13 protein-coding genes are annotated in these 13,859 nt (G+C 68.7%); 2 read left to right on the forward strand and 11 right to left on the reverse strand.

Going from position 1 to position 13,859, the window contains the following annotated elements:
- Positions 1 to 159: 159 nt before the first annotated feature.
- From AC3IMC_RS03445 to AC3IMC_RS03465, 5 genes are read right to left on the reverse strand one after another with little or no spacing between them, the layout of a single operon-like run.
- Positions 160 to 879 (reverse strand): hypothetical protein, encoded by a 720-nt coding sequence (locus AC3IMC_RS03445; RefSeq protein ID WP_490917037.1) that lies wholly within the window; start codon positions 877 to 879, stop codon positions 160 to 162.
- Positions 876 to 2,939: a vWA domain-containing protein gene (locus AC3IMC_RS03450; RefSeq protein WP_490917038.1), complete on the reverse strand. Its 2,064-nt coding sequence runs from the start codon at positions 2,937 to 2,939 to the stop codon at positions 876 to 878. Before AC3IMC_RS03450 ends, AC3IMC_RS03445 begins: the two co-directional genes overlap by 4 nt.
- Complete coding sequence (locus AC3IMC_RS03455) at positions 2,930 to 3,394, reverse strand: hypothetical protein (RefSeq protein WP_490917039.1); 465 nt, start codon at positions 3,392 to 3,394, stop codon at positions 2,930 to 2,932. The genes AC3IMC_RS03450 and AC3IMC_RS03455 overlap by 10 nt, the downstream gene beginning before the upstream one ends.
- Entirely contained in the window at positions 3,384 to 4,271 is an 888-nt protein-coding gene (locus AC3IMC_RS03460) for a DUF58 domain-containing protein (RefSeq protein WP_490917040.1), read from the reverse strand. The genes AC3IMC_RS03455 and AC3IMC_RS03460 overlap by 11 nt, the downstream gene beginning before the upstream one ends.
- A 7-nt stretch (positions 4,272 to 4,278) precedes the next feature.
- Entirely contained in the window at positions 4,279 to 5,286 is a 1,008-nt protein-coding gene (locus AC3IMC_RS03465) for an AAA family ATPase (protein ID WP_490917041.1), read from the reverse strand.
- A 130-nt stretch (positions 5,287 to 5,416) separates the two neighbouring features.
- On the opposite strand from AC3IMC_RS03465, the gene AC3IMC_RS03470 reads away from it, so the two are divergent.
- Complete coding sequence (locus AC3IMC_RS03470; protein ID WP_454486047.1) at positions 5,417 to 5,620, forward strand: hypothetical protein; 204 nt, start codon at positions 5,417 to 5,419, stop codon at positions 5,618 to 5,620.
- Here AC3IMC_RS03470 and AC3IMC_RS03475 read toward each other — a convergent pair.
- The 6 genes from AC3IMC_RS03475 to AC3IMC_RS03500 form a co-directional block, all read right to left on the reverse strand.
- A complete protein-coding gene (locus AC3IMC_RS03475) occupies positions 5,617 to 6,465 on the reverse strand; it encodes a carbohydrate ABC transporter permease (RefSeq protein ID WP_490917114.1) in 849 nt (282 codons plus the stop codon). The two genes, AC3IMC_RS03470 and AC3IMC_RS03475, sit on opposite strands and share 4 nt — an antisense overlap.
- A gap of 14 nt (positions 6,466 to 6,479) precedes the next feature.
- Complete coding sequence (locus AC3IMC_RS03480; protein ID WP_490917042.1) at positions 6,480 to 7,361, reverse strand: carbohydrate ABC transporter permease; 882 nt, start codon at positions 7,359 to 7,361, stop codon at positions 6,480 to 6,482.
- A 3-nt stretch (positions 7,362 to 7,364) separates the two neighbouring features.
- A complete protein-coding gene (locus AC3IMC_RS03485) occupies positions 7,365 to 8,717 on the reverse strand; it encodes an extracellular solute-binding protein (protein ID WP_490917043.1) in 1,353 nt (450 codons plus the stop codon).
- 7 nt (positions 8,718 to 8,724) lie between these two features.
- Complete coding sequence (locus AC3IMC_RS03490) at positions 8,725 to 9,927, reverse strand: ROK family transcriptional regulator (protein ID WP_490917115.1); 1,203 nt, start codon at positions 9,925 to 9,927, stop codon at positions 8,725 to 8,727.
- 225 nt (positions 9,928 to 10,152) lie between these two features.
- Positions 10,153 to 11,313 (reverse strand): class I SAM-dependent methyltransferase, encoded by a 1,161-nt coding sequence (locus tag AC3IMC_RS03495; protein ID WP_490917044.1) that lies wholly within the window; start codon positions 11,311 to 11,313, stop codon positions 10,153 to 10,155.
- 48 nt (positions 11,314 to 11,361) lie between these two features.
- Positions 11,362 to 12,444: an FAD-dependent oxidoreductase gene (locus tag AC3IMC_RS03500; protein ID WP_490917045.1), complete on the reverse strand. Its 1,083-nt coding sequence runs from the start codon at positions 12,442 to 12,444 to the stop codon at positions 11,362 to 11,364.
- 46 nt (positions 12,445 to 12,490) lie between these two features.
- On the opposite strand from AC3IMC_RS03500, the gene AC3IMC_RS03505 reads away from it, so the two are divergent.
- Positions 12,491 to 13,828, forward strand: a complete 1,338-nt coding sequence (locus AC3IMC_RS03505) for a class I SAM-dependent methyltransferase (RefSeq protein WP_490917046.1) — start codon at positions 12,491 to 12,493, stop codon at positions 13,826 to 13,828.
- Positions 13,829 to 13,859: the final 31 nt, after the last annotated feature.

Here is a 13,859-nt window from a genome sequence, read left to right on the forward strand (position 1 = left end):
ACACCCTCCGTAGCGGAGGATCGCTGACACGTTACCGCGGTAACTTGTATAAGACTCTATGGGCAGTGGCATGCGGTGTCCAACTCGGCTGCCGAATTAAGACACAGTTTTACGGCCCGTTTTACCTCGGCGGCAGAATTTTGTTCGCCCGGGATCCCCTTACCAGGGGCGTTCCGGCGCCGGGGCCGGATCGCCGTCTAGGTATTCCTGCCTTTCACGGCCACTGTTCCGCTGCCGCTCCGCCTGCCGTGCGCTGTCCTGGAGCTGTTCCAACTGCCCCTGGCTGGCGTCATTCGAAGAGTCGCCCGGCGCCGGTTCCGCGGACGGCGCTTGCTCCTTTGAAGTTGCCTGCGCGGCGGCGTCGAGCTTGCCGGCCAGCCGTTCGCGGGCATCCGCAAGGCGGCCGCCCGCCCCGGCAGGGGCCCCGGCGGCAAAGCAGCCCTCCGGTGCTTGCCCGGCGACGGCCAGCCCTTCCTGGAAGAGGGCAACGGCCGACGCCGGATCCTCCGCCCGGAGCCTGTCGTCGCCGAGGCGTTCAATCACCAGGACCAGGTTGACCCGAACCATGCATTCGTCCCGGGAGCCCCGGGGAACGCCGGCCAGCGACTGCTCGAATCCGGCGCGGGCGGCGCCGAAATCCCCCGCAAGGACGGCAGCGTCCCCGGCGGCGAAGGGCGCCTTGTACGGTTCAAGGACGTTGACGACGCCGAGCCCTGCCGCCGCGGAACCCACGACTGCCGCGTCCCCGGCCGGGAATGCCTGGGCGGCGCGGTCGGCGAGGAGCCCAACACTTAGGAGCTTCGCCGCCGCACACAGGACCAGGAGCACCGGCAGCAGCGACCACAGCAACAGGCGGCGCCGGCGTACATGAGGCTTCATCGGGCGGCCTCCCTGGCCCGCCGGGAGCCGGTGGCTGCGCTGCCCGGGGCGCCCGGCCCGAGCGGGGCGGATGCGGGCGGGGCGGATGCGGGCCGCGGGAGCCTGCGAAGCTGGCGGACGATGACCACGGCTTCCAGCAGGGCCAGCAGGAAGGCGCCGGCCGCGGGGATCCAGTAGAGCTCGGCCTTGGTTGGGAGCGAACCGTCGTCCTGGGCGTGCACGGCAGCAGTGGGGTGCGTTTGCTGCATCATGGCCGATACGGGGTCGCCGGCGGCACGGTGGACGTAGGGCACGTTGAGCTGCCCGGCGATGGCCCGCAGCCTGCCTTCGTCGATGACGGACACCGCGGCCCCGCCCCCGGTGTCCTGCACGTACTGGCCGTCCCCGCCGCCCGCTGCGCCGCCGTCGTCCTCCTTTCCAGTGTTCACCTTCATCCGGCCCCCGGCGGCGGTGCCGTACCCAAGCACCGCTCCCCCGTCCACCAGGCCGCCCCCGGGGTCGAGGGCGGCAGGCTCCTTGCCGCTGGTCTGTTCGCCGTCGCCCAGGTAGTAGACCAGCCGGGGCCTGCCGGGGTGGTTGTCGCGGGCGGCCGTCAGCCGTTCGGCCAGTACCTGGCGGGCTGCGGTGATGCTGCTGCCCTTTGCATAGGCGGTCACCTGCGGCTCAAGGATCTCCGTGATGGTTTGCAGGGCCAGGGTATCGGTGCTGAGCGGCATCCGGACATGCGCGGTGGTGTCGAAGGTAATCACCGCAAAACGCGCTCCCGGCAGCTCTTTGGCAATGTCCATGATGTCCTTCCGGACGCCGTCCAGCCGCGGGACGCCATTGCCGTAGTCCTCAGCCACCATGCTGGTGGTGGTGTCCACCACGAAGAACACATTAAGGTCCGTGCTGGCAGCCTGGGCCGTGCCGCCCGGTAAGCCTGGACGCAAGGCTGCCACCAGGACCAGCAGGACAACGGCCGCACGGCGGGGCCAGCCAGTGCCCGGCAGCCAGGTGCGGTTCCGCAGCCGGTTGTGTCGGCGCGGCCGGTTGCGTCGGCGCACCAGAGCAGGCTGCAGCCGCCAGGACGCCAGGCACAGCGCCAGGGCGGACAGGAGCGCAATGGCAAGCAGGACACCGGGCACCTCCGAGACGACGGCCCGCGGTGCGCCCTGGATGCCGGCGGTTTCGGTGTCCTCGACGGCAGCCACGATTCCGGCCACGGCCTCCGGACTGTCGAGGGCGTAGTACCGCCCGCCCGTGCCCTCCGCGGCGGCCCGCAGCTGCGCGCCCGGCTGGTCCGGGTCGCGGCCGTAATCCAGGTCGCCCGGGTTCAGCGCATACACGCGGACGGCACGGTCCTTGGCCAGCCCCGCAGCCTGGTCCAGCGTCATGATCGGTTCACCGGAAAGGAGGTTGTCGGTGGCCAGCACTACGGACCGCGAGCGCTGATGCTGGTCGCGGCTTGGTCCGGTACCGTGGGCGCCGGCCCCCGGAAAGCTGTTGAGGCACGAGGCCAGGCCGTCCCCGATCAGGGAGGAGCCGCGGCCGCCCCAGGTTCCGTCCAGGAAACCCGAGCTTCCGGGCTTGCCGTCGAAGGCGTCCCGTGCAAGCTTCAGCTGCTCCTGCGCATAGTCGTAGTCGTCGGTCAGGGGGAAGACCTGGATGGCGGTGCTGTCGAAGACCGTCAGGCCGATCCGTTCGCCGTCGAACTTCCGGGCAAGTTCAGCAAAGGTGTTCACCACGGCGGCGTCGGCGCTGCTCATGGAACCGGAGGCGTCCAGGCAGAGCATGATGTCGCGGTTGTGCAGCCCGGGCGTGACGGTGGAGACGTCCACCGGGCGCGCGGCTGCCACAGCCGTGGTCACCAGCAGGACGGCACAGGCCGCGCCAGCCGCGGCCAGCCATGCCCGGTGCCGCCGCAGGGCCGCCTGGTATTCCGGCAGCGCGGTGAGCCGGTCCGCGTGTGCCACGGGCCGGCGTCGTTCGTTCCACGCCCGGCGCCGCAGCGCCGTCCACGCCGCGGCCGCTGCGGCGATGGCTGCCAGTGGCAGCATCCACCAGAACATCAGGTCCATGCCCGCACCGCCTCGGAGGCCCGTGCGGCGGAGGTTCCAACGTGGGGCAGCGGGTCCGGGCCGAACTCGGCCGGGTAGAGGACGGCTACGACGGCGGCCGCCGCCGGGAGGGGATGCCGCGCCAGGTCCTGCTGGGTCATCCTCGTGGCGTCCACCCCTGTGGCGTCGCGGACAAAGCCGCGCAGCAGCAGGCTCAGTTCCTGGTGTGCTTCGCGGGCAGTGAGGTGTCCCCCGGCCGCATCCACTTCCACGTCGTTGATCCGCTGCAGGTAGGCCGCTTTGAGCGCGGGCAGGTCTGTCAACGCGGTGTGGGTGCGCTTCGGTTTCGGATCCGGCCAGGTGGTGGCGAACACGAAGACGAACCAGCCTGCCACCAGGGCCAGCAGGGCAGCGCCGCACCACATCCACAGCGGGCTGTACGGGAGCGGGCCGTAGTAGGCCGGGTCAGCCTGCACGGCGGTGCCTTTCCAGGAGCGCGAACAGCGCACTGATGACATCATGGCTGCCGGCCACTTCGCCCTCGGTAATCCCGGCGTTGCGGAGCATTGTCTTCCGGCCTGCGTCGCGCAGTGCAGTGGCGTGTGCATAGGCGGCCGCAACAGCATCGGACAACGCTGGCTCCCCGACAAGCAGGGAGGAGTCGGCCACGCTGTAGGACTCCGTCCCCGGAGCCAGGTGCGCAGGTGCCAGCTCGGCGTCACGGATGGTCAGCCACAGGACCTCATGCTGCGCCCGGAGCCTGCGGAGGAGCTGGGCCGTGGCGGCTGTGGCAGGAATTTCGTCCGCGACCACGAACAGGAGGTGGCGGCCCTTGATGGTGCGCGCCAGGAAGTCGAGCTGGTCGTCGATGCTGCTCGGGGGCGCGTCCAGCCGGGCGTGGGAGTCGATGTGCCGAAGTAGCCGCTCCAGGTGTGCTTCCCCTCCCTTGGCAGGCAGCGTGCGCGTGCCGGAGGCGTCGCCGCAGACCAGCCCCACGGCGTCGCCGTGCCGGTGCGCCAGGTAGCCCAGGACGCCAAGGGCGAGGACGGCGATGTCCTTCTTCGTCTCCCCCGACCGGGACTGGGCGGCCATGTTCCGCCCCGTGTCTGTCACCAGGAGGACCGTCTGCCGGCGGACAGCCACGTAGCGCCTGATCAGGGGTGAGCCGTGGCGGGCCGTGGCCTTCCAGTCGATGTCACGGACTTCGTCGCCGGGCACGTAGGCGCGCAGGTCGTCGAAGTCGAGGCTGCGGCCCCGGAAGACCGAAGCATACTCGCCGTCGAGCATGCCGCGGGCTTTGCGGTGTGCCAAGATCGCCATCTTCGACTTCACGCGTTGGAGGAGGCTGGCCATTGGCAGCCTAGGGGGTCTGGACGGCGCCGACGACGGCGTCGATCACCGACTCGACCGGCACCTGTTCCGCCACGGCGTCGAAGTTCAGGATCATCCGGTGCCGCAGCACCCGGTGCGCCAGGGACCTGACGTCCTCCGGTACGACGTGGTCCCGGCCGTTGAGCAGGGCCACTGCGCGGGCGGCCTGGCTGAAGGCGATGCTGGCACGGGGGCTGGCACCGAATTCGATGAACGCGGCCAGCCTGGCGTCAATGTACTGGTGGGCATTGCGGGTCACGTACACCAGCCCCACGATGTAGTTCACCACCGCGGGGTCGATGTAGATACGGCGGACCAGTTCCTGGATTTCGGTGATGGCGTCCAGTGATGCGGCCGCCGGGGGCTTCAGCCCTGGGTCGAACACCCCGGCATCGATCCGCCGGATGATCTCCGCTTCCTCCGCCGGTGAAGGGTAGTCCAGCACGTCCTTGAGCATGAAGCGGTCCATCTGGGCTTCGGGAAGCTGGTAGGTGCCCTCCTGCTCAATCGGGTTCTGGGTGGCAAGGACCAGGAACGGCGAGGGCAGCCGGTAGTCCTGGCCGCCGATGGAGGTCTGGCGCTCCTGCATCGCCTCAAGCATGGCGCTCTGCGTCTTGGCGCTGGACCGGTTGATCTCGTCCAGCAGCACGATGTTGGCGTGCACCGGTCCCAGCTGGGTCTGGAAGGTCCCTGTGGCGGCGTCGTAGATCTGGGTGCCGACGATGTCGCTGGGCAGCAGGTCCGGGGTGCACTGGATCCGGCGGAACTCGGCACTGACGGCCTCCGCCACGGTTTGCGCCGCCGTGGTCTTGGCCAATCCCGGGACGCTTTCGAGCAGGATGTGGCCGCCGGTGAGCAGGCCTACCAGGAGTGACTCCCGCAGCCTGGCCTGGCCCACCACCTTGGCGTCAAAGCTGCGCGAAATGTTGCCGACCACCTGCTGTGCCCGGGCCAGCTCCGCTGGTGTGATTCGTGCGGGCACGCTGGTCGAAAGCACTGTATTCCCCCTGGTGATGGTGATGGGCGCACGGGCCGGGTCCCGCCGCCATCCTATCCAAGCCGGGGCCCGGCAAGTCCCGCAATGGGGACCCCTCCCCCTGCGCGGCCTGCAGGTCTATCCTTTTGCCATGATTGAGCTTCCAGCCAGCTACAAGGAGTTTCTCGCCGACAAGAGCCAGCTGTTCATCGACACGGTCAGGCCCGTGCTGATGCAGTCCGCGGCGGACAAACTGCACGGCGTCCGGGTTTCCTACAACCCTGGGTCCACCGGCCACCAGGCCCACCTGGACGACAGCATTCCCTTCGGAGTGATCGTCGAGGACATCGACTAGCCCCTGACGGCACCGGACAAAGCCAGGGCAGCGCCGGAACCCCTCGCCACGATGACGTAGAGGGCCAGGACCGGCACTGAATACAGGATCGAAAACGCGGCCAGTTGTCCGTAGGCAACTGCCCCATGCTGTCCAAAGAAGCTGAAGATGGACACGGCTGCCGGCTGGCGGGCCTCGGACAGGAGGAGAACGAAGGGAACAAAGAAGTTCCCCCAGGCCTGGATGAACACGAAAATGAACACCACGCCCAGGCCGGGCCGCATGAGCGGCAGCACGATGGCGCGCAGGGCTGCCATTCTCGAGGCACCGTCCATCCATGCTGCCTCCTCCAGCGCCAGCGGCACTGCGTCCATGAAATTCCGGGTCATCCAGATCGCCATGGGCAAGCTGGTGGCCGCGAGGAAGAGCACGGTGGCGGGCAGGGAGTCCAGGAGCCGCAGCTGGACGAAGAGGCCATACACCGGCACCATGATGGCCGTGACAGGGAGGCAGGTGCCGAACAGGACGCCGTACATGAACGGGCTGTTGAACCGGGAACGGTACCGGGACAGCGGGTACGCGGCCAGCACGGCGGCGGCCAGGGTCACCGCTCCGGTGCCCGCTGACAGCAGCAGGCTGTTCCACAGCGGACGGAACAGCAGGTCCGGGGTGAGGACGGCAGCGAAGTTGTCCAGGACGGGCTGCTGCGGAACCCTGGTTTCGTGTCCGGCCCCGGCGTCCAGGGAGCCGAACACCAGCCATAGAAGCGGCAGCAGGAAACACGCACCAATGAGCAGCAGTACGCCGTCCGCCAGGGTGCTGCCGTGCTGCCGGGCCGCGCGGGCCCTGACTGCCCGCGGGGACACCTGTACGGGGGCGGTCACGGCCGCTGTTCCCGCAGCAGGCGCAGATAGGCCGCCCCGAACACCGCGCCGAGAAGGATCAGCACAACGGCGACTGCGGTTCCGTACCCGATGTCGCCGAACCGAAAGGCCTCCTGGTACGCCAGGACGGGCAGGGTGGTGCTGGCGTTGGCCGGTCCGCCCGCCGTCATGACCCAGACCAGGGTGAAGACGGCCAGGGTCTGCAGCGTGACCAGCATCAGGTTGGTGGCAATGCTTCCCCTGATCACCGGCAGCGTGATGAACACCAGCCGCTGCCACGGGCCGGCGCCGTCCATGTGTGCGGCTTCGCTCAGTTCGGCCGGGACACCGTCCAGCGCTGCCCTGTATACGAGCATCGAAAAGGCAGTGCCGCGCCAGACGTTTGCCAGGACCAGGGCCACCATGGGCACAGCGTAGAGCCAGTCGTTTCCAGGCTGGCCTATGGCGCCAAGCAGCTGGTTCAGTGTCCCGTCACGGCTGAAGAAGGCATAGGCAGCAAACGCCGCCACGATTTCGGGAAGGACCCAGGCGGCCACGACGGCGGTGCCCACGGTTGCGGACACGGCAGGGCGCGCGCGGCGCATCAGCACGGCCAGCGCCAGCCCCAGCAGGTTCTGGCCGAGTATCGCCGACCCTGCAACGAACACGACGGTAAGCCCCAACGAGAGCGGGAAGACCGGGTCCTGCAGCAGCCGCTGGTAATTGTCCAGCCCCACCCATTGCGGGTTCCTGGCGTTCCGGCCGGTGAGCCCCGCGTTGGTCAGTGATGCATGGAAGGCCCACAGCACCGGCCCCGCAAGGAATACGGCCAGCAGCAGGATGGCAGGGAGGACCGGCAGGTAGCGGGCCACCTGGCGTGCCCGGTGCGTTGCCGGCACCGGCTACTTCCGGACGGTTTTGTCGCCGCCCACGATTCCTGCGACCGCGGCATCGTAGTCGGCGGCTGCCTGTTCGGGGGTCTTGCTGCCCGTGATGACCGCCTCAGTGGCTTCCTGGACGGCAGCCGAGATCCGCGGATAGTCGGACGTCGCGGGTCGGTAGTGCGTGACGGAGACCAGGGCTGAAACGTCCTTCACGAAGGGGTTGGCGGACTGGTAGCCGGCATCCGCCGCAACGTCCTGCCGGACGGCGATCTGCGAGCTTGCCACGGTGAAGTCCCGGGAGTTCTTTGCATTCAGCGCGGTGGTGAGGAAGCTGAAGGCAAGGTCCGCCTGCTTGGTTTCCGCACCAACTGCCAGCGTCCAGCCTCCGGACATGCTCACAGCGCCCGGAGCCTGCCCCTTTTGCGTGGGGAACGGGGCAACGCCCATGTCCTCCGCATAGCCGGGCCACTCGTAGCTGCCGCCCTTTTGCCAGAACGACGGCGAGTAGGACCCTTCCACGGTGGCTCCCAGTTTCCCTTGCGGGAACCATTCACCGAAGACTTTCTTCCAGACGTTCGGATCCAGGGCGTCCGACGGGGCGGCGGCAAGGTTCTCGCTGTACAGCGTCTTGAGGAACGTCAGCGAGTCCGTGAAGCCGGTGGAACCGACCACCCACTTCTTCGAATCCTGGTCGTAGAGGCTGGCGCCGGTGCCGTACAGCAGCTCATAGAAGCCCTGCATGACCGTTCCCTCGCCGGTGCCCTTGCCGGCATACATGTTGAAGGGGATGACCGAGGGATCGTTGGCTTTGACCTTCCTGGCTGTGTCCAGGATGTCCTGCCAGGTGGCGGGACGCCAGGGCAGGGCGATGCCGGCCGCCTGCAGGACCTTCTTGTTGTACCAGATGGCCCGGGTGTCGGTGCCCAGCGGGACCGCGTAGGTGCCGCCGTCGTCCGCCTTGCCCGCCTCCTTCGCCGCGTTGTCGAACTTCTCCCAGTCGGCCCAGCCGGCGAGCCGGCTGTCCAGGTTCAGGAGGTAGCCGGCGTCGACGTCCGAGCGCACCTTGAAGGTGTCCTCGTAGAACACGTCGGGCGCCGTGGACGGCGAGCGCAGGGCCAGGGCAAGCTTGGTTCCGTAGTCGTCGTCGTTGGCCTGGATGGGCTGGAGCTCGACCGTGACGCCCTGGTTGGCGGCTTCGAACTCTTTCTTGGCGGACTGGAACATGGTGTCCAGTGCGGTGAACGCATCCGTCTTTTGGTAGGCGACCTTGATGGTCTTCGGTCCCTCAGCCGGATTCCCGGGCGTACAGGACGAAAGGGCCAGCACGGCGGCGGCCAGCAGGGACAGTACGGTCAGGGGCCTGCGTGCCATGAGTTCCTCAGCTTTCCAGGAGAAGCCGCTGTGCCCGCGGCGCGAGGGTATGTTCCAGGACCAGCGAGGCCGCGCCGATGGCGCCCACGTCCTCCCCCACCCCGGTCCCGACGACCTCGATGGGGTGGATGAGCCGTGCCGCGCTGTTGGCGTCCAGCAGTGGCGGGATCCTGTCCAGGTAACGTTCGGCCAGCCCGCTCCAGAACGGGCCACCGAAAACGACCCGCTCGACGTCCAGGGCGTTGGTGACCACCGATGCTGCCCGGGCCACCAGGACGGCTGACTTGTCCAGGATGGCGGCGGCCTTTTCATTGCCTTCGTCGGCGAGTTCGCACAGGCGTGAGAAGCTTTGCTGGACTTCGGCGCCGCTGCCTTCGGAGCCGGAGCCGTCGAGGATCCCGGCGGCTTCGGCCTCGGCCACCAGGACCTGCGGGATGGCGGAGGACTTTACGCAGCCGTGCTGGCCGCAGTCGCACTCCGGCCCGTCCGGGTCCACCACGATGTGGCCGATTTCGCCGGCGTTGCCGGAGGTGCCACGGACTACTTCGTCGTTGAGCACGATGCCGCAGCCGATGCCGGTGCCCATGTACATGAAAACGAAGCTGCCGGCGCCGCTGGGACCGCCGGCCCACGTTTCGGCGACGGCTGCGCTGGTCACGTCCTTGTCCACCAGCACGGAGTAGCCGGTTGCCCTGGCCAGGGCGTCGCGGAGTTCCACCCGGTCCCAGCCGGGGAGCAGCGGCGGATCCACCACAGTGCCGTTGTCCAGGTCGATGGGGCCGGGGGCGGCAACGCCCAGGCCGGCGATCCGGTGCTGGTCCACTCCCGACTCCGCCACGAGCTGGGCGATTTCGGTGGCAATCGTGGTGATCACCGCGGACGGGTCGTTTCCGCCCGGGGTCTTGATCCGGGAATGCCGCACCACCGCGCCAACGAGGTCAAGGACCACGAAGGTGGTCACCGCGGGATCGAGGTGGACGCCCAGGGCGTACATGCCGCCCGGATTCAGGCGGAGGATAGTGCGCGGTTTGCCGGGGCCGCTGCCTTCCTTGCCGGCCTCGACGATCAGGTTCTGGTCCAGCAGGCGGCGGGAGATATTGGAGATGGTTTGCGGGGACAGACCCACGATCTGCGCGAGCTCCACCCGGCTCAGTCCACCGGAGGTCCGGCGGATCGCGTCCAGGATGACCGTGAGGTTGAAGTCCCCCATCCTGGGCAGGTTGGTTCCGCGCCTCGGAGAGGATTGGCGGATCTCAGTCACGGTGTCCCCTAAACGTCTTCGGCTACCTTATACGGTGATGCTTTGAATCGTACGTTAAGGGTGCGCGCAGGCACACACATGTGCCGGGGCGGCGCGGCGGTGTTTTCCCTGTTGGGTCCGCTTTCCGTGCCAAGGCGGCACTGTCCGTGGCGGCCTGCGATGGCAGGCCGGGCCTCAGGTTCCGGGTCCCCTGCGGGTGCTGCGGGTGACGGTGAATTTGGGGTTTTGGCCCTCCACTGCGGTGGGGCCCACGTGCCGCTTCAATGCCGGCAAGTACTGCAGGTGCCGGTTGAAGACAGTCCACAGCTCCCCGCCGGGGGCCAGGACGCGGCCCGCCGCCTCGATCATCTTCAGTCCTGCCCCGGCGTGGACGCCGGCACCGACGTGGAAGGGCGGGTTGAGCAGCACGGTATCTGCCGCGCCGTCGGGGAAGGTGCTGAGCGCGTCGTCCTGCAATACGCTGATCCGCCCTTCCAGCCCGTTCGCCTTCGCGGTGGCCAGCGCGGACTGCACGGCAGCGGCCGACTGGTCTGTGGCCGTGACCGCCGAGCCCGGAAACTGCCGGGCGTACATCGCGGCGAGGATCCCGGTGCCGCAGCCAAGGTCGACGGCGTGCCGCGCCGGCTTCATCGCGGGCAGGAACGTCAGCAGGAACCTGGTGCCGACGTCCAGCCTCGCCCCCGCGAACACCGCGCCGTGGGCTGCCACGTCCAGGTCCAGTTCCGCAAGGTGTTCCACCACCGGAAAACGGGCCGGGACCGTTCCGGGCTTGATGCCCCGGGCCAGGACCACCCGGGACTTCTGCCGTGCAAGCTGCGGCTGGACCGAGCGGAAGTACCGCTCCAGGACCGCGTTCATGCCAAGGGACATGTGCTTCACCCGCCCGCCTGCCACCAGCAGCACATCGGGCGAGGCATACCGGGCGATGGCGGCCGCAATCTCTTCCAGCTCGGCAAGGGTCTTGGGCAGCTGCAGGAGGATGGCATCCGCTCCGGACAGGAGTTCAGCGCCCAGGGGCAGCTGCTCGAATCCTGCCGCGCCTTCCGCTGGTCCCGGGCCGGCCAGTTCGGCGGCGTTGAGCCGCAGCGCGCGTTCCCCGGTCACGAGGTCCTGGTGGACGCGCAGCGTTGCCGGCGCGAGCACGGCGAGGGCACCCAGGGTCAGCGCGCCGTACCGGTCCCCGATCACTGCGAGGCTGCATCCGTGCACTCCCAGTTCAGCGGCTGTTTCCAGCAGCAGCCGGTCCGTGGCGTCCCAGGCCTGGAGGTTGGGCGCTTCGACGTCGGGCCGCCGGCGCAGGACGCGGAAAACGTCCTCAAGGGTGTTTGCTGCCACCGGACTCCTGCCGCTTTCTGTTGTCATTCTTTGCCCGCGTCAAACGGGTCAGCCCCACGTTACCGTTTCCGCCGCCGTCGCCATTCCCGGCAGTTCCAGCAGCGCGGCAACCGCCGCCCGCCCGGCCCGGTTGGCGCCGATGGTGGACGATGACGGCCCGTAACCCACCAGATGTACGCGCGGCTCGGTGGCCACCCGGGTACCCTCCATGGCGATTCCGCCGCCGGGACCCCGAAGGTGGAGCGGTGCCAGGTGCTCCAGTTCGGCACGGAAGCCGGTGGCCCAGAGGATGGCATCGGCAGCCAGGAAGCTCCCGTCCGCCCGGCGGACGCCGCCCGGTTCAATGGCGGTGAACATGGGCTGCCGCTCGAGCACGCCCCGCTCCTTGGCGGCCCGCAGGGCTGGAGTCCAGATGAGCCCGGTCACCGACACTACGCTTTGCGGCGGAAGCCCCCGGCGCACGCGTTCCTCCACCAGGGCCACGGCGTCATGCCCTGCCTTGGCGTCAAAGGGGTCGTCCCGCCACACCGGCTCCCTGCGGGTGAACCAGCTGGTGGACGTGACCTTGGAGATTTCATCCAGCAGGCCGACGGCGGAGATGCCGCCGCCCACCACGATGACATGCCGGCCCCTGAACTCATCAGCGGAGATGTAGTCCGCAACGTGCAGCTGCCGGCCGCGGAACGAGGACTGGCCCGGGTAGATGGGCCAGAACGGGCGGGTCCAGGTGCCGGTGGCGTTGATGACCGCCTTGGCGCTCCAGTCCCCGGCGGATGTGGTGATCCTCAGCCGTCCGGCCGGGTTCTGATCCTCCCGGCTGACGGCCCGGACCTTGACCGGCCGGTGGATTGGAAGGCTCAGTTCCGCCTCGTAGCTGCCGAAGTAGCCGGTGAGGAACTCGGAGCTCGCTGCGGCAGGATCAACGTCCGGCTTGGCGATGCCCGGCAGGTCGCTGATCCCGTTGACCGTGTCCATGCGCAGGCTCTTCCAGCGGTGCCGCCACGCACCTCCCGGGCCTTCCTCGGCGTCGAGCACTGCGAAATCCAGGCCGCGGCGCCGCAAATGGTAAGCGGCCGACAAACCTGCCTGGCCAGCACCGATGACCACGACGTCGGCCAGCTCGGGATTCACTCCCCCATGATAGTCGCGGAGGGCACTGCGGCTTTAGTGTTGGCGCATGGATACAGCGGGAGACACTCGGGCGGAATCGGGAACCACGGGACATGCGGCACGCCTGGCCAGGGCGCTGGCCGTCGTACTCGGGACCCCGCAGATACCCCTGCGGCTACAGGCGTGGGACGGCTCCGAAGCCGGCCCCCCGGACGCGCCGGTCCTGGAGTTCCGGTCCCGGAAGGCGCTGCGGCGGATGCTGTGGTCGCCGGGACAGCTGGGCCTGAGCCGCGCCTATGTAGCCGGCGAGATTGACGCGCCGGGAGATATCTTCGCCGCCTTTACGGCCCTGAGCTCGGCCGGCAAATTCGCGGAACCGGGTCCCTTCCGGCCGCCTACGGCCGGGGAACTGTGGCTGCTGCTGCGGACCGCGGTACGGCTCGGGGCTGTGGGCCCCAATCCCGTTCCGCCGCCGGAGGAGTCCCGCGTCACGCGCAAGGGAAAGGTGCATTCCCGCCGCCGGGATGCGGCAGCGATCTCGCACCATTACGACGTCGGCAACGACTTCTATGCCCTGGTGCTCGGCCCGTCCATGGTCTATTCCTGCGCCGTGTGGCCGGACCGGGCTAAACCAGCAGGAGACGGCGGCCCGGCTGCCGGCCTCGATGCAGCACAGGAAGCCAAGCTGGACCTCGCATGCCGCAAGCTGGGCCTGGAACCGGGCATGCGCGTCCTGGACGTCGGGTGCGGCTGGGGCAGCTTTGCGCTTCACGCTGCGGCCAGGTACGGCGCCACGGTGGTGGGTGTCACCCTTTCGGCGGAGCAGGCCGCGCTGGCCCGGAAACGCGCAGCCGACGCCGGCCTGACGGACAAGGTGGAGATCCGCGTGCAGGACTACCGGGATGTGCAGGATGGACCGTTCGACGCCATCAGCTCGATCGGCATGTCCGAACATGTGGGCCGCGAGCAGACCCCGGCGTATGCTGCAGCGCTTTTCGGGCTGCTCCGGCCCGGCGGCCGGCTGCTTAACCATGCCATCTCCTGGAACGCCGGCCCCACCAGCCCGGACCCCGATTCGTTCATCCCCCGGTACGTCTTCCCTGACGGGGAAATGATCAGCCTCGGTGAAGTGGTGGTGGCCCTGGAAACCGCAGGCTTCGAGGTCCTCGACGTCGAGGCCCTGCGGCGCCACTATGCGCTGACGCTCCGCGCCTGGGTGAGCCGGCTGGAGGAGAACTGGGAGCGTGCCGTCCATCTTGCCGGCGAGGGCCGCGCCCGGGTGTGGCGGTTGTACATGGCGTCCAGCGCACTGGGCTTCGAGAACGGGCTGACCGGTGTCAACCAGGTCCTGGTGCGGCGCCCCGGCGCCGGGGACCCGCCGCTGCGCCGTACCGGGTGGCTTTAAGGTGAGCGCCCTCCTGCCGGGACGTAACCCG

The sequence above is a fragment of the Arthrobacter sp. E70 genome (genome assembly GCF_058266945.1).

Coding starts and splice junctions, on each gene's coding strand:
- AC3IMC_RS03450 (WP_490917038.1), bottom strand. CDS start 2,939: ATGGACCTGATGTTCTGGTGGATGCTGCCACTGGCAGCCATCGCCGCA.
- AC3IMC_RS03445 (WP_490917037.1), bottom strand. CDS start 879: ATGAAGCCTCATGTACGCCGGCGCCGCCTGTTGCTGTGGTCGCTGCTG.
- AC3IMC_RS03460 (WP_490917040.1), bottom strand. CDS start 4,271: ATGGCCAGCCTCCTCCAACGCGTGAAGTCGAAGATGGCGATCTTGGCA.
- AC3IMC_RS03470 (WP_454486047.1), top strand. CDS start 5,417: ATGATTGAGCTTCCAGCCAGCTACAAGGAGTTTCTCGCCGACAAGAGC.
- AC3IMC_RS03485 (WP_490917043.1), bottom strand. CDS start 8,717: ATGGCACGCAGGCCCCTGACCGTACTGTCCCTGCTGGCCGCCGCCGTG.
- AC3IMC_RS03490 (WP_490917115.1), bottom strand. CDS start 9,927: ATGGGGGACTTCAACCTCACGGTCATCCTGGACGCGATCCGCCGGACC.
- AC3IMC_RS03505 (WP_490917046.1), top strand. CDS start 12,491: ATGGATACAGCGGGAGACACTCGGGCGGAATCGGGAACCACGGGACAT.